At 59.5% G+C, this 16376-nt stretch carries 10 protein-coding genes; 7 read left to right on the forward strand and 3 right to left on the reverse strand.

Annotation, left to right across the window (positions count from 1 at the left end):
* Window positions 1-106 precede the first annotated feature (106 nt).
* From HU722_RS18295 to HU722_RS18305, 3 genes are all read left to right on the forward strand, one after another.
* Window positions 107-1042, forward strand: a complete 936-nt coding sequence (locus HU722_RS18295) for a LysR family transcriptional regulator (RefSeq protein WP_049712614.1) — start codon at window positions 107-109, stop codon at window positions 1040-1042.
* Window positions 1043-1264: 222 nt separating this feature from the next.
* Window positions 1265-1657 carry a MerR family transcriptional regulator gene (locus HU722_RS18300; RefSeq protein ID WP_065881821.1) on the forward strand — a complete coding sequence of 131 codons (393 nt, stop codon included), beginning with the start codon at window positions 1265-1267 and terminating at the stop codon, window positions 1655-1657.
* Window positions 1658-1673: 16 nt separating this feature from the next.
* Window positions 1674-2573, forward strand: coding sequence for a hydroxymethylglutaryl-CoA lyase (locus HU722_RS18305; protein WP_065890832.1), 900 nt, complete (start codon window positions 1674-1676; stop codon window positions 2571-2573).
* A 548-nt stretch (window positions 2574-3121) separates the two neighbouring features.
* Here the strand turns inward: HU722_RS18305 and HU722_RS18310 are convergent.
* Together HU722_RS18310 and HU722_RS18315 are read right to left on the reverse strand one after the other, a co-directional pair.
* Window positions 3122-8296, reverse strand: a complete 5175-nt coding sequence (locus HU722_RS18310; RefSeq protein ID WP_065890740.1) for an NEL-type E3 ubiquitin ligase domain-containing protein — start codon at window positions 8294-8296, stop codon at window positions 3122-3124.
* Window positions 8297-8377: 81 nt separating this feature from the next.
* The gene (locus HU722_RS18315) at window positions 8378-10012 is read right to left on the reverse strand and encodes an AMP-binding protein (protein WP_065873464.1); all 1635 of its coding nucleotides are present in this window, start codon (window positions 10010-10012) and stop codon (window positions 8378-8380) included.
* 150 nt (window positions 10013-10162) lie between these two features.
* On the opposite strand from HU722_RS18315, the gene HU722_RS18320 reads away from it, so the two are divergent.
* From HU722_RS18320 to HU722_RS18335, 4 genes are read left to right on the forward strand one after another with little or no spacing between them, the layout of a single operon-like run.
* Window positions 10163-11326 (forward strand): isovaleryl-CoA dehydrogenase, encoded by a 1164-nt coding sequence (locus HU722_RS18320; protein ID WP_065890739.1) that lies wholly within the window; start codon window positions 10163-10165, stop codon window positions 11324-11326.
* An 11-nt stretch (window positions 11327-11337) separates the two neighbouring features.
* The gene (locus HU722_RS18325; protein WP_065873466.1) at window positions 11338-12945 is read left to right on the forward strand and encodes a carboxyl transferase domain-containing protein; all 1608 of its coding nucleotides are present in this window, start codon (window positions 11338-11340) and stop codon (window positions 12943-12945) included.
* Window positions 12946-12960: 15 nt separating this feature from the next.
* Window positions 12961-13767: a gamma-carboxygeranoyl-CoA hydratase gene (locus tag HU722_RS18330; RefSeq protein ID WP_065890738.1), complete on the forward strand. Its 807-nt coding sequence runs from the start codon at window positions 12961-12963 to the stop codon at window positions 13765-13767.
* Window positions 13764-15689 carry an acetyl/propionyl/methylcrotonyl-CoA carboxylase subunit alpha gene (locus tag HU722_RS18335; RefSeq protein WP_065890737.1) on the forward strand — a complete coding sequence of 642 codons (1926 nt, stop codon included), beginning with the start codon at window positions 13764-13766 and terminating at the stop codon, window positions 15687-15689. The genes HU722_RS18330 and HU722_RS18335 overlap by 4 nt, the downstream gene beginning before the upstream one ends.
* Here HU722_RS18335 and HU722_RS18340 read toward each other — a convergent pair.
* Window positions 15686-16318 (reverse strand): LexA family protein, encoded by a 633-nt coding sequence (locus HU722_RS18340; RefSeq protein WP_065881809.1) that lies wholly within the window; start codon window positions 16316-16318, stop codon window positions 15686-15688. The two genes, HU722_RS18335 and HU722_RS18340, sit on opposite strands and share 4 nt — an antisense overlap.
* Window positions 16319-16376 lie beyond the last annotated feature (58 nt).

Genomic DNA, 16376 nt, shown 5'->3' on the forward strand with positions numbered 1-16376 from the left:
CTAGAACAGCGTTGATAATTTACCTAGCCTATTCTCGGCGTGTATTAACATTCATCACCGATATATGATCGGCCTATCGGCACCCTAACAATAAGAGCGCAACCCAATGAATCTGAGCAAGGTCGACCTCAACCTGTTTATCGTCTTTGACGCGATCTACACCGAAGCCAACCTGACCCGCGCCGGGCAGATTGTCGGCATCACCCAACCGGCGGTGTCCAACGCTCTGGCACGCCTGCGCGAGACCTTCAACGACCCGCTGTTCGTGCGTACTGCCCAAGGCATGGTGCCCACGCCGATGGCGCAGAACATCATCGGCCCCGTGCGTAATGCATTGTCGTTGCTGCGGGTGTCGGTGCAGGAAAGCCGGATTTTCAACCCGCAGCAGGCGGCCAAGACCTACCGCATCAGCATGACCGACCTCACCGAGGCGGTGATTCTGCCGCCGCTGTTCCAGCGCTTGCGCCGCCTGGCGCCGACGGTGGTGATCGAGAGTTTCCTGTCCAAACGCCGCGAGACCACCAAGGAATTGGCCGCCGGGCGCCTGGACTTTGCCGTGGATGCGCCGCTCAACACCGACCCGCAGGTGCGCCACGTCAAGCTGATGGAAGACCGCTATGTGTGCGCCATGCGCAAGGGTCATCCTATGGCTGGCAAAGACAAGCTGACGCTGGATGACTACCTGGCGCTGACCCACATCCATATCTCCAGCCGCCGCAACGGCTTGGGCCACGTTGACCTGGCACTGGGCAAAATGGGCATCCAGCGCAAGATCGCCCTGCGCTCCCAGCACTACCTGATGGCCTCGCAAGTGTTGCAGCAGACCGACATGGTCATGACCGTGCCCGAACGCTTCGCCCGCCGCCACGAACTGCACTGGTTCAACCTGCCGGTCAACGATGTGCCGCCGGTGGAAACCCACCTGTACTGGCACGAAAGCACCGATCAAGACCCGGCGAACCGTTGGATGCGCGAGCAGATGATCGAGTTGTGCCAGCAGGTGACGGCCCATGAAAAGAAGTTGGATGGCAAACAAGCCTGACTGTAGTGAGCGGGCTTGTCGAATCGTCGCACCGCCCGCGCTGGGTGGCGAAGCCGCCCTAGACAAGACACCACCGAGTCCCAGATAAACCCAGGTCGCCCGGTTTGGGGCGGCTTCGCCACCCAGCGCGGGGCAAGCCCGCTCACTACAAGAGCGCGCCCCTTGACGTTAACGTCAAGCAGCCATTAGCTTAGCGCCCAAGACATCTTCTCGGGCACACCCATGAGCACGACCTACAGCATCTCCGACCTCGCCCGCGAGCTCGACATCACCACACGCGCCATTCGCTTCTACGAAGAACAAGGCCTGCTGGCCCCGGAACGCCGGGGCCAGGAGCGCATCTACTCGGCGCGCGACAAGGTCAGCCTCAAGCTGATCCTGCGTGGCAAGCGCATCGGGTTTTCCCTGGCCGAATGCCGCGAGCTGATCGAGCTCTACGACCCCTCCGGCGGCAACCACATCCAACTCAACAGCATGCTGGCCAAGATCGCCGAGCGCCGTGAACAGTTGGAACAGCAACTGCTGGATATCGAACAAATGAAGCTGGAGCTGGACACCGCCGAAGAGCGCTGCACCCAGGCCCTGGCCCACACCATGAGCCAGGTTGGCCATTGATCAGAAGGTAACTGCCATGTCCCTCCCCTTACACGTACGCCTGGTGGAAGTCGGCCCGCGCGACGGTTTGCAGAACGAAGCCCAACCCATCAGCGTGGCGGACAAGGTTCAACTGGTGGACGCCCTCAGCGCTGCGGGCTTGAGCTATATCGAGGTCGGCAGTTTTGTATCGCCCAAATGGGTGCCGCAGATGGCCGGTTCTGCCGAGGTGTTTGCACAGATTCAGCGTAAAGCTGGCGTGACCTATGGTGCCCTGGCGCCGAACCTGCGCGGTTTTGAGGACGCGTTGGCGGCTGGCGTCAAGGAAGTAGCGGTGTTTGCGGCGGCGTCCGAGGCGTTCTCCCAGCGCAATATCAACTGCTCCATCAACGAAAGCCTGGAACGCTTCGCGCCGATCATGGCCGCGGCCAAGCAACATGGGATCAGCGTGCGTGGTTATGTCTCGTGCGTACTGGGTTGCCCGTATGAGGGCGAGATAGCGCCGGAACAGGTGGCGATGGTCGCGCGCGAGTTGTATGCCATGGGCTGCTATGAAGTGTCCCTGGGCGACACCATCGGCACCGGTACGGCGGGCGCGACGCGGCGACTGTTCGAGGTGGTCGGCGCCCAGGTGCCACGAGAAAAGTTGGCCGGGCACTTCCATGACACCTATGGCCAGGCCGTTGCGAATATCTACGCCAGCCTATTGGAAGGGATCACCGTGTTCGACAGCTCTATCGCGGGCCTTGGCGGCTGCCCCTATGCCAAAGGCGCCAGCGGTAACGTTGCCACCGAAGATGTGGTGTACCTGCTCAACGGATTGGGCATCGAGACCGGTATAGACCTGGAGGCGTTGATTCGTGCGGGCCAGCAAATCAGCAACGTGCTGGGCCGACCGACAGGGTCGCGCGTGGCCAAGGCAGGCAACGCCAGTTGAGTAGCGTAGCCGTGACAATGTGTTACCGCACACCTACACAACGAGTAACACGGGAACATATTTTGTCGTATTTGCCGTAGGCCACCTCCCACAAAAAAATCAAACCATTGATTTTAAAGGAATTTACAAAGTTGGCACGGCTTCTGCTATCTCTATGGCATAACAAGAATAAAAAGCGCCAAACCTAATAAAAATAAGACGAAACGACTCTGACATAACAAAAACAACACGGCAGAGACGCAGCTAACAGATTTTTTTGGAGAAGATGTGCTTTGCAGGGTACGGCGTGCCGAAACCCGCAACCGGTTAGAGAAAAATAAAACTACCTCAGGTAGCTACCCACTGGTTGGATCGATAACGAAGAAGCAGATCAGCGCTCAAAAAAATACGTTTGCTCTTGACCCCGAATGGGGGTCGCCAAAAACAGCGGTAAAGGGTAACGGTTGCCAAAAACAACAATAGACCGCCCCTCAATAATAAAAAAAGAGCACGCAACGACAAATTAAAGGGGACCCTAGGGTCCCCTTTGTGCTTTCTGCACCGTGCGATTACAGGGCGGTCCCACCTGAGGCCGCGAAGTTGTTGAACACCCGCCGCGTCAAGGTGTGCAGCGTTCGTTGTTCCAGCGCCTGCCGCTCAGCCCCTAGCTGCTTGAGTTCACGCTCAAAAAACACGCTTTGCATCGAGCCGTTCACCAGGATTTGATCCCTGCGCATACTCAACAGGCGCGCCAACCGGTCGACTGCCTCATCATGTTTTGTCTGCCACAGTGCTTTTGTGGCTGGATCTACAGCGGCGTCTTGCTCGCCTTGCAAATCTGAAATATCGAACAGCGCAGTGCTCTTTTCGTCTATCAGAACCAGGTCCGGCTTCATTAACGCCTCAAGTTCCTGAGGGTATCGGGTGCGCAGGTGCTTATCCCAGAACAGGCGCCCGATAAAAAAGTCCGCCTCTTTAGCCGCATTGCGCATTTCTCTTTGCACCTCTGCGCCCGCATTATCGATATCCGTTTGACTCACAGCGGCCTGTTGCGCAAACAACATGTCCCGGGATTGGACCGGCAAATCCAGCGATACCGCAAGCCGGGTGCGATAAGCCAGAATGACTTCAACCTGCTCGGTAAACCCGGGTCCTCTCGCCGCGACATCCCGTTCGGCAATGGCGTCTACCAACGCTAGACGAAACAACTTTCTGCCCGTGGATACCAAGGCGCCCTCTTCGCTCTCAACGCCTGCCAACTCGAGTGCCCTCGCCCCCAGCAATTCACTCTCAAGATTCATGAATTCGACCGAACTGCCGTCGCCACAGGTGACTCGATCATCGGCAGCTGCAAATAACGACGCTCGGATAGCCTGGCTTTCGCTTGCGGCCTCGAGCATGTTCCACACGCGCTGCGCCAGTACCGGGCGCGTCACATCACTGCTGAATTCCGCGCTGCGAGTAGTATCGGACACCACGGTAAAAAAAGCGGCTGACTCAGGATGGGCCCTGAGTTCGTCCCAGATCCCGCCGCGCCGGGCTGATTCGCTGGCCGACAACGCTCCCAGCCACAAGCCGCGCGCTTCGTCGACCGTGATGTGCTCCCCCAAATGCGCCGCGTTGAAAGGCTCACCCAGCCGCGCCAGGGTAGCCGCCGACAATGGATTGTCGTGCACGATGATGCGGTCCGGATGCTGATAAGCGTATTCAGGTAACGTCGTGATCCGATTGGTGTGCAGATCGACGCGGGCCAGTTGAGGTAGTTGTTCGGCGCCGATAGGAAAGGTCTCCGTGCCGGTATCCGAAAGATAAAGCTGGTTCAAATTGCGCAGGCGGCGCAGGTCGGCCAGCCATCCCAGGCGACGATTATCGCTGAGATTCAGAATCTTCAGGCTCTGCATTCTCTCCAGACGCAGGCGGCTCGATTCGGTCAACTGGATATCGTTTCCACTCAAATAGAGTTTAGTCAGCCCGGACCCGCCATTAGCGAAATCTGGCAGTTGCGTCAGGTTGTTCTCTCGCATGTCCAGCCAGCGCAAGCCGCCGAATGCGTTCAGAAAAGGCAGTGAGCTGTCTGAAAGCGCCATTCGACGTAGAACCAGGCTGCCCACGTGATCCATATTTGCGGTTATCGCAGGCAATTCGCCAATCACTTCATGCGACAAGTCCAGTACATGGCCGATCGGCGTCTGATCCCCAGCCAATGCCTGCGCAGAACTTCTACGCCAGGCAGCCTTGATGGTGCCCGACACTCTGCGCCTGGCGCTTGCATAACCCGATCCGCCCTCCTGCTGCCAACGGGCCAGCGCCGTGTCCAAGTCTGCAAGCTCAGCTTCGAGTTGGGTCAACTTCGCCAGAAGTACAGCGTCGCCAGCGCCTTGAAGGTCGAGCATGACCTCGACCTCTGCCATGGACTTCGACGGGTACAGCGACATTGCTTTCATCGTACAAACAGACGGACGCTCGCCAGCGCCGCCCACCGGGCTGAGTGGATACCCTATGCGCCCGTCAGCCAGACGCATGGGTGATTTGAAACCGGGTTTGATTGTTTTCAAGCCAAGTGCGCGCCGGCTCGCCAGCTCGCTCAGCGGCTGTTGCGCAATCTGCATCTTCAAGCGTTGGGCAGCCCTATTGAATTCGGCCCACCCTGTGAACTTGCCACTGCTTGCCATCCAGAGCGCGTTAAAGAACGCGCCTTCATCACTGCGCCAGTACTCTGCTTTTTCCGGGCCGCTGCAGAGTTTCCACTCCTTCAGGTCGGTATGGATAAGACGCAGTTGCCTGGGCGCGCTCGTATCGCCCACCCGGTCCAGCAGAGGACCATCGTAAGCGCCCTCGCGTAGCTCAACAGACACCCCTTCCAGAAGTCCGGGCAGCGAGGCCATCTTGTGCAAGGCCAGCCGTACGACGTCCAACGTGAATTGGTTGTCGAACAGAAGATCAGCGTGTGCCCGCATGACTCGCGCCTTCTGCCAGTAAACACGCGCTTCCTCGGCCAGGCGTAAAGGCAAACGTGACCCGGCCTGCATGCTTGTCAGTTCCTGACTAGTGGCATGGCTGACTATTTCTTCGGCGGCCAGTTTAGGCAGACCCGGAAAGTCGCGCTGGATCAGTTTTACATTCGCGTCACTGGATACATCACCGGCTGATATCTCCCGGTTGAACAGCTTGACTTTGGTGCTATAGGCCGCCTCAAGCAAGCAATCCCGGTACCTCACCACCCTCGCATAATGTGTACGCAAATACTGCATCAGCGGATCAGTATCTCCATCGTCACGTTCTTCGATCGCGGAGGACGAAGTCTCGGATGAAACGTCTCGGGTCCTTAGGAACAGCGTTGATACAGCCTCTTGCGTCATCTTTTTTTCGCCCAATAAGTGGCGAATTTCGGGCTCCGTCAACTGCTCCCTGAATGACGAAAAGAGGCGGCCACTTTTCAGTTCCTCATGCCCAAGCGTGACGACCGAGGACGAATCACTCGGAACAGCTGAACACCACACCTGATTGCCCTCAGCATCCAGCGCCACCAACACGCGCGACTCGGGCCACATCCCACACTCGAGCAACAACTGGACTTGTGTGAACCAATCGACCTGGCTAAAAAACCAAGGGTCTGAGTGGCTCAACCGATCAATAAATGACTGGTATTTAGCGGCGCATTCAAACCGCCGCAGCATATCTTTGAGGAGTGGCGCAGGCGGCCGGTGCTCGATGAACACCCGACGCAACTCGTCATCTGTGACGCCACTGATCGCCCTCGCCTGCTCGAGCTGACTATCGCTAAGGTGATCGACCGTATGCCCCATGCGACGCAACAGGGTTTGGCGATCCCACGTCAACGGTTGTTCGAACTCATGCACCCAAGCACCTTCGCCGTTATGTCGCACACGTGGCGCATAGCGGGTATCACCCTCAGGGTGCACAAACCTGAATTCGTTATCGGTACCGCTGGCTTTGACCTTGTAATGACCCCCCCCCTTTGCCGGCAAGTAGAGACCTGCTTCGTGCACATAGAGCCCTAGCGCGTTTGGCCGTTGTCCGTCGGGCAACGCAATTTGATGCAGATATGACCTCGGCTGGAAATCATACAAACGCGGTCGCCCTCCGAGTTCCACATGCACCAGCCGCTTGATGAACGCCGTATTTTTCGCTGTCTCCAACACTTTGGGCAGCGCCAGCCCCGCCAGATTGAAACCCACCGCCGAAAAATGTGCCCAAACCGCTTGGGCATCGTCCTGAGACCAGGCATCAATCCCTTCACCTACCTCGTAGAGCACTTGCGCGGCGGCAACGACCAGCATCACCTCTCCCAGGAAAGGCACCACGAAAGAGGCAAGATTGAGAATATCCAGCGCTTTGCTGCCGAACGACCAGAGCCAGGCTTTGTAAACCCGATCGTCGACATCCTGGGTGGACACCACACTGGTGCGGGCATTGCTCATGATCAGCCGTATGCGCTGCATCGCGCAGTCCATCCAGACGTCTCGCCACGGCGACGCATAGGTTCCCTGACGATGGATCCGGCTTTTTTGCGCCGGGGCAAAATCCTGATCGTGGGCGTATACCGCCCCCGGATCCAGCAGTGTCTTCAACTGTGTAAAAAAACCATCCTGATCGGCAAGTGGCACGAACTGGCTGAAGAATGTGCGGTATTCGACATGACACAAACGCGTCGTCAGCTCGTCGGTAAAGGCCGCAACATGGTCATAGACCTTGAGTGGATGGAGTGGATCGCCGGGAATGTATACCAGGCATGGTCGGGGCACGAGCTCTGCACTCCTCACATTTGTCCGCCACACCACCGGACCGATGACCAGGATGTTCTCGATCACAAAATTGAGTAACCGCAACGGCGAAAACTTCACCACTTCGCCGTCCCATTTGCGGTCTGCCTGATCTATTAACAGATCGTTGATCAACTGGTGGTGAGCAGCGCCGATGTCCCCCTTCATCAAGGCAATCTCAGCGGCCAGTTTCAACTGGTTCCGATGGCTGGTAATCAGGGTGCTGTACAGCTTGCCAATTCCCGCCGGCGTGGTGGTGGTCCGAATATGATTGTTGAGAAAGGTGCGCACGTACTCGTAGTAGGAGCTCCCCAGATCGAGTTCCCGACACAGTTTGGCGAACTCATGAGGCTTGATACGCACTGGGAGTGACTGGACGTTACCTGGCGAATGAAGCTTGTCGCTTGGATATTGGTAAAAGTTGTAATAGGTGATCAAGTGGCAGTCCTGGCAAACCGGATCACTTGCCTCTTGCGAGGTGAAGTTGTTCAGCGCAGCCTCCAGCAAGCTGATGCCTTTGTAAAAATAGAATTGCGGGGCCAATGTGCTGGCGTGGGAAATCGAGACTTCTCTGGGGGCGGAATCGCATTCCAACTGTGTCAGCTTGCGGGCATAAAACGCTTTTCTGGTATCCAACCTCTGCCCGAACGTTTTCTCGATCGCTGCCACCAACAACGGCTCGGCGTACTCTGCTGGTCCCTTCAGTTCACTGAACATCTGATCGAGTTGGTTCAAGGACGTCCTGCTGCGTGAGTGGATCGTGCTCATGCGATCGCGCGCAGCCGCCGGGGCCTTTTTGTACCAATCCGGGATGTTCAGTGCCAACGAGGCCAGTTCGGTTTTGCGCTGATCCAGCGCATCGGTGTACCAGTCAGGTGTGTTGTCCTTGATAAGCCGTCCATGTGGACTGTGCTCGTCCTGAAGAGGGCGCGTCGGGGGATCAATCGTGCGGTGTGTCATCGGTATGGCCGTCAAGTGGCGAAGTCGTGCGCCACTTTAGGCATCGCGCTGGCGCGCGCAGCAGTAGACATGCACCCCGCTTCAGGCGTCGTCGCGCAACTCCTCGATGCTGATCTCGCGCATGCGGAATTTCTGAACCTTGCCCGTGACCGTCATTGGAAACTCCTCCACGATCTTGAAATGCTTGGGCGTCTTGAAATGCGCGATGCGCCCCTTGCACCAGGTGTGCAGTTCCAATTCATTGGCCACATGGCCTGGATGAAACTTGACCCAGGCCACGATGGCTTCACCGTAACGCTCATCCGGAATACCGATCACTTGCACATCCGCCACCGCCGGATGGGTGAAGAAAAACTCCTCCAACTCACGCGGGTACACGTTCTCTCCACCGCGAATGATCATGTCCTTGTTGCGCCCGGCGATGCACACGTAGCCGTGGGCGTCCATGCTCGCCAGGTCGCCGGTGTGCATCCAGCCGGCGTCATCAATGGCTTCGCGGGTGGCGTCGGGGTTGTTCCAGTAGCCAAGCATCACGCTGTAGCCACGGGTGCATAACTCGCCGATTTCACCGCGCGCGACGGTATTGCCGTCAGCGTCGATGATCTTGTTTTCCAGCTGCGGCTGGGTGCGGCCGACCGTGGTGACGCGACGTTCCAGGTCATCATCCGCGCCGGTTTGCAGGGACACCGGGCTGGTTTCGGTCATGCCGTAGGCAATCTGCACCTCACTCATGTGCATCTCGTTGATGACCCGGCGCATCACTTCGATGGGGCACGTCGCACCGGCCATGATGCCGGTGCGCAAGGTAGACAGCTCGAAGTCGCCGAGACGTGGGTGATCGAGCATGCTGATAAACATGGTCGGCACGCCGTACAAGCCGGTGGCGCGCTCTTCGGCGACGGCAGTGAGGGTCAGCAGCGGGTCGAAGCCGTCATTGGGGTAGATCATGGTGGTGCCGTGGGTGATGCAACCCAGGTTGCCCATCACCATGCCAAAGCAGTGATACAGCGGCACCGGGATCACCAGGCGATCCTGCGCGGTTAAACCCAGGCTTTCGCCGACCATATAGCCGTTATTGAGGATATTGTGATGACTGAGGGTCGCGCCCTTGGGGAAGCCGGTGGTGCCGGAGGTGTACTGGATATTCACGGCTTGGTCGAAGTGCAGGCTGGCCTGGCGGTTGTGCAATTGTTCGGGCGCGATGCCAGCGCCGAGCGCGGCCAACTGCGACCAGGGCAGGAATCCCGTGGGCGGACTGGGGTCGAGGCTGATGATGCCGCGCAGCTCGGGCTTCAATTCCTGGAGCATCGCGTGGTAATCGGACGTCTTGAACGACCCGGCGCATACCAGCCACTGGCAACCGGACTGCTTGAGCACGTACTCCAATTCACTGCTGCGGTACGCCGGATTGATATTGACCAGAATCACACCCAGCTTGGCACTGGCGATCTGGCTGATACACCACTCGGCGCAATTGGGTGCCCAGATACCCAGGCGATCACCGATCTGCATGCCCAGTGCGAGGAATGCGCGGGCATGTAAATCCACGGCGTGGGCCAGTTGCTGCCAGGTGTAGCGCTGCTGTTGATGGCGCACCACCAGAGCCTCGCCATCGGGAAACTGTGCAACGGTGCGATCAAAGGCCTGGCCAATCGTCATGGCCAGCAAGGTCTTGTCCTGAACGCCACGGCTGTAGCTCTGATTCGATTGATCCATAACGACCCCTGTTGTCTTTTTTGTAGGTTGACGTAAACGTAAACTACGATTGACAGCGCCTTAACGCAAGCTTACGTTAACGTAAAGGTGAGCGCCCTTCCCTGGCGCGCCATCCACACAAAAACAAAGCTCACATTAAGGTGCCTGTCCATGAGTTACCCGTCCCTGAACTTCGCCCTCGGTGAAACCATCGACATGCTGCGCGACCAGGTGCAGTCGTTCGTGGGCAAGGAAATCGCGCCCCGTGCGGCACAGATCGATATCGACAATCTCTTTCCCGCCGACCTGTGGCGCAAGTTCGGCGACATGGGCCTGTTAGGCGTTACTGTGCCGGAAGAGTACGGCGGCGCTGGCCTGGGTTACCTGGCCCACGTGGTGGCCATGGAAGAAATCAGCCGCGGTTCGGCGTCGGTGGCCTTGTCCTATGGCGCGCACTCCAACCTGTGCGTGAACCAGATCAACCGCAACGGCAGCCATGAACAAAAACTCAAGTACCTGCCCAAACTCATCAGCGGCGAACACGTCGGCGCGTTAGCCATAAGTGAGCCGAACGCCGGCTCCGATGTGGTCTCGATGAAACTGCGCGCGGACAAGCACGGCGATCATTACGTGCTCAACGGCAGCAAGACCTGGATCACCAACGGCCCCGACGCCAGCACCTACGTGATCTACGCCAAGACCGACCTGGAAAAAGGTGCCCACGGCATCACCGCGTTTATCGTCGAGCGCGATTGGAAAGGCTTCAGCCGCAGCAACAAGTTCGACAAGCTGGGCATGCGCGGCTCCAACACCTGCGAACTGTTTTTCGATGACGTGGAAGTGCCCGAAGAGAACATCCTCGGTGTACTCAATGGCGGCGTGAAAGTGCTGATGAGCGGCCTGGACTACGAACGCGTGGTGCTCTCCGGTGGCCCCACCGGGATCATGCAGGCCTGCATGGACCTCATCGTGCCTTACATCCACGACCGCAAGCAGTTTGGCCAGAGCATCGGCGAATTCCAACTGATCCAGGGCAAGGTCGCCGACATGTACACCCAACTCAACGCCAGCCGCGCCTATCTCTACGCGGTAGCCCAAGCCTGCGAACGTGGCGAAACCACGCGCAAGGATGCGGCCGGGGTGATCCTCTACAGCGCCGAACGCGCCACACAAATGGCCCTCGATGCGATCCAGATTCTCGGTGGCAACGGCTATATCAACGAATTCCCTGCCGGGCGGCTGTTGCGCGATGCCAAGCTGTACGAAATCGGCGCCGGTACCAGTGAGATCCGCCGGATGCTGATCGGTCGCGAACTCTTCAACGAAACCCGCTGAAGGAGCGCACCATGGCCACCTTGCACACCCAGCTCAACCCACGCTCGGCGGAGTTCGCCGCCAACAGCGCGGCGATGCGCCAACAGGTCGACGCCCTGCACAGCCTGCTCGCCGATGTGCAGCAAGGCGGCGGCGCCAAGGCTCAGGAGCGGCACACGTCGCGCGGCAAATTGCTGCCACGCGAGCGCATCAACCGTCTTCTCGACCCAGGCTCGCCGTTTCTTGAGCTCAGCCAATTGGCCGCTTATCAGGTGTATGGCGAAGATGTGCCCGCCGCTGGCGTGATTGCCGGGATCGGCCGCGTGGAAGGCGTCGAATGCATGATCGTCGCCAATGATGCCACCGTGAAAGGTGGCTCCTACTACCCCCTCACTGTAAAAAAGCACCTGCGTGCACAGACTATCGCCGAGCAGAATCGCCTGCCGTGCATTTACCTGGTGGACTCCGGCGGCGCCAACCTGCCACGTCAGGATGAAGTGTTTCCGGACCGCGAGCACTTCGGGCGGATCTTCTTCAACCAAGCCAATATGAGTGCCCAAGGCATCCCGCAGATTGCCGTGGTGATGGGCTCATGCACCGCCGGCGGTGCTTATGTGCCGGCGATGGCGGACGAGGCAATCATGGTGCGCAACCAGGCGACGATATTCCTCGCCGGACCGCCTTTAGTGAAGGCTGCCACCGGTGAAGTCGTCAGCGCCGAAGACCTCGGCGGTGCCGATGTGCACTGCAAGATCTCTGGTGTGGCCGACCACTACGCCGACAGCGATGAACACGCCCTGGCGCTGGCCCGACGCAGCGTGTCCAACCTCAACTGGCGCAAGCAGGGCGAACTGTTGCAGCGCCCGCCCGTAGCACCGCTGTACAGCTGCGAAGAGCTTTACGGTGTGATTCCGGCCGACGCCAAGCAACCCTTTGACGTGCGCGAAGTGATCGCACGGCTGGTCGACGGCTCAGTGTTCGATGAGTTCAAAGCATTGTTTGGTACCACGCTGGTGTGCGGCTTTGCGCACCTGCACGGCTACCCGATGGCGATCCTGGCCAACAACGGGATTCTGTTTGCCGAAGCAGCGCAAAAAGGCGCGCACTTTATCGAGTTGGCCTGTCAGCGCGGCATTCCCCTGCTGTTCCTGCAGAACATCACCGGCTTTATGGTCGGGCAGAAATACGAAGCTGGAGGCATTGCCAAACACGGCGCCAAGCTGGTCACCGCAGTGGCCTGCGCCAAGGTGCCGAAGTTCACAGTGATCATCGGTGGCAGCTTTGGTGCCGGTAACTATGGTATGTGCGGCCGTGCCTATGACCCGCGTTTCTTGTGGATGTGGCCGAATGCACGCATTGGCGTGATGGGGGCCGAACAGGCGGCCGGCGTGCTGGTGCAGGTTAAACGTGAGCAGGCTGAACGCGCGGGCGTTGCTTTCAGCGCCGAAGAAGAAGCCGCGATCAAGCAGCCAATCCTCGACCAGTACGAAACCCAGGGCCACCCCTACTATTCCAGCGCGCGCCTGTGGGACGACGGTGTCATCGACCCGTTGCAGACCCGCGACGTGCTGGCCCTGGCCTTGTCCGCCTCGCTGAACGCCCCCATCGAGCCGAGCCGCTTCGGCGTGTTCCGCATGTAAATGGAGCTGCACCCCATGAGCGATTTCAATACCCTCGAACTGATCACCGACAGCCGTGGCTTTGCCACGCTGTGGCTCAGTCGTGAAGCCAAGAACAACGCGTTCAACGCCGAGATGATCCGCGAACTGATCATCGCCCTCGACCAGGTGCAAGGCGATCCGTCCTTGCGCTTTTTAGTCCTGCGCGGACGCGGCAAGCACTTCAGTGCCGGCGCAGACCTGGCCTGGATGCAGCAATCGGCCGAACTGGATTACCACACCAACCTGGACGACGCCCGCGAACTGGCGGAGCTGATGTACAACCTGGCCAAGCTGAAAATCCCGACACTGGCGGTGGTACAAGGCGCGGCCTACGGCGGCGCACTGGGCCTGATCAGTTGCTGCGACATGGCGATTGGCGCGGACGATGCGCAGTTCTGCCTGTCGGAAGTGCGCATTGGCTTGGCACCGGCGGTGATCAGCCCGTTTGTGGTGCAGGCCATTGGTGAACGCGCGGCGCGGCGCTATGCGCTGACCGCCGAACACTTCGGCGGCCAGCGTGCACGGGAGATCGGTTTGTTGGCGGAGAGCTACCCAATCGACACGCTGGACCAGCAGGTGGAACAGTGGGTCGCCAACCTGCTGCAAAACAGCCCGGCGGCGATGCGTGCCAGCAAAGACTTGCTGCGCGAAGTCGGCAACGGCGCCCTCACTCCGGCCCTGCGTCGCTATTGCGAAAATGCGATTGCGCGCATTCGCGTCAGCGCCGAGGGCCAGGAAGGTTTGCGCGCCTTCCTGCAAAAACGTCCACCGAGCTGGCAGCCACAGGAGCCGCGTTCATGAGCCCACTCACGACCCTGCTGGTCGCCAATCGTGGCGAGATCGCTTGCCGCGTGATGCGCACCGCCAAGGCCATGGGCCTGAAAACCGTGGCCGTACACAGCGCCACCGACCGCGATGCACGCCACAGCCGTGAGGCCGATATCCGTGTCGACCTGGGCGGTAGCAAAGCCACCGACAGTTACCTGCAAATCGATAAACTGATCGCCGCCGCCCAGGCCAGTGGTGCCCAGGCAATTCATCCGGGCTATGGTTTTCTGTCGGAGAACGCCGGGTTTGCCCGTGCGATCGAAGCCGCCGGCTTGATCTTCCTCGGGCCGCCCGCCTCGGCCATCGACGCCATGGGCAGCAAATCGGCCGCCAAGGCGCTGATGGAAACCGCCGGCGTGCCGCTGGTACCGGGTTATCACGGCGAGGCCCAGGACCTGGAAACCTTCCGCGCGGCCTGCGAGCGTATCGGCTATCCGGTGCTGCTCAAGGCCACGGCCGGTGGCGGTGGCAAAGGCATGAAGGTGGTCGAGGATGTCAGCCAATTGGCCGAAGCCCTCGCCTCTGCACAGCGTGAGGCGCTGTCGTCCTTCGGCAACGGGCAGATGCTGGTGGAAAAATACCTGCTCAAGCCGCGTCACGTGGAGATCCAGGTGTTTGCCGATCAGCATGGGCACTGCCTGTACCTCAATGAACGCGATTGTTCGATCCAGCGGCGCCACCAAAAGGTTGTCGAGGAGGCGCCGGCACCTGGGTTGACTGCTGAACAACGCAAGGCTATGGGCGAAGCCGCCGTGCGTGCGGCCCAGGCCATCGGGTATGTCGGCGCAGGTACCGTGGAGTTTTTGCTGGACGCTCGCGGTGAGTTTTTCTTCATGGAGATGAACACGCGGCTGCAGGTGGAGCATCCGGTGACCGAGGCGATTACCGGCCTCGACCTGGTGGCCTGGCAGATTCGTGTCGCCCAGGGCGAGGCGCTGCCTATCACTCAGGAACAGGTGCCGCTGATCGGCCATGCGATCGAAGTACGACTGTATGCCGAGGATCCGGCCAATGATTTCCTGCCCGCCACCGGGCACCTGACGCTGTACCGCGAATCCGCGCCGGGCGCTGGCCGCCGCGTGGACAGCGGTGTCGAGCAAGACGATAGCGTGTCGCCCTACTACGACCCGATGCTGGGCAAGCTGATTGCCTGGGGCGAGGACCGTGAACAGGCGCGCCTGCGCTTGCTGGGCATGCTGGATGAGTTTGCCGTGGGTGGACTGAAGACCAACCTGGGCTTTTTGCGGCGCATTATCGGGCATCCGGCATTTGCGGCAGCCGAGTTGGATACCGGCTTTATTCCGCGCTATCAGGATGAGTTGCTGCCGATACCTGGCGAACTGAGCAATGAGTTCTGGCAGGCAGCGGGCGCGGCGTTCATACAGACCTTGCCGGCCGGTGACGGGCCTTGGGCAGATAAGCGAGGCTTTCGTACCGGTTTACCTGCCGAGGTTTCGCTGCATTTGAGCTGCAATGGTCAGGATCGGCTGGTGACACTGGCTGCCGATACCGCGCAAATGCGCGGCGAACCGTTGTTGATCGAGCACCAGGGCGTGCGCCGTAGCCATCTGGCTGTACGCCACGACCGTACGGTGTACCTGCGTTGGGACGGCGAGATGCATGCCGTCAGCCTGTTTGACCCGATTGCAGCGGTCGACGCCAGCGGCGCTCATCAAGGTGGCCTTACGGCACCGATGAACGGCAGCATAGTGCGCGTGCTGGTGCAGGTCGGGGACAACGTGGAGGCCGGCACGCAACTGGTGGTACTGGAGGCCATGAAGATGGAACACAGCATCCGCGCGCCCGAGGCTGGAGTGGTCAAGGCGCTGTTCTGCCAGGAAGGCGAAATGGTTGCCGAAGGTTGCGCGTTGGTGGAGCTGGAAACAGCGGGCTAGAACTTTGCCGTGGCCTGCACAACGACGCCGAGAATGCGGCAATCGCCGGTGAACTGCCGTTTCGGATAAGTGGGATTGAGCGGTACCAGATAGAGCTGGCCGCTCTCTTCAAGCAACTGACGGAAGGTCGCCTGGGGGCTCTCGGCCCATTGGGCGACCACCAGCTTGCCGGGCTCGGCGGCAATGGCCGGATCGACCAGAATCATCATGCCCGCACTCACGCTGAGCCCGCTGGGTGCCGTCATGGCATCGCCTGTAACCGGCAGCCAAAAGGCATCGCCGTGGGCATGATAATCCGTCAACTCGAAACGGGCGGTGCCATAAGGCGTTCGCTCTTCGCGGATTTCGCACAGCCCTTTCCAATCGCTGACCGGATAGCGGAAATACGGGTTGTAGTTTTTCTCCAGAGGCACTTCATCGGCCCGCTCGCGAATGTCCAGCGCGACCTCCAGATACCCCAGGCCCAACGCCGCCAATACCCGGTTCATGTCCGCCAGGCTGGGTGCACGGCGCTTGTTGAGCCAATGGCCCACGCCGCCCTGGGACATGCCCAAGCGTTCAGCCAACTCACCTTGCGTGACCTTGCGGTCTTCCATGTTGGCCTTGACCAACGCGATCCAGTTATCCATGGGGCTGACAATACGTCACGTAGTTTTCAGGGCAATAAACAGTTTGTAGTAATCCATA

It is taken from the genome of Pseudomonas tritici (genome assembly GCF_014268275.3).
In the GTDB taxonomy this organism is placed as follows: Bacteria; Pseudomonadota; Gammaproteobacteria; order Pseudomonadales; family Pseudomonadaceae; genus Aquipseudomonas; species Aquipseudomonas tritici.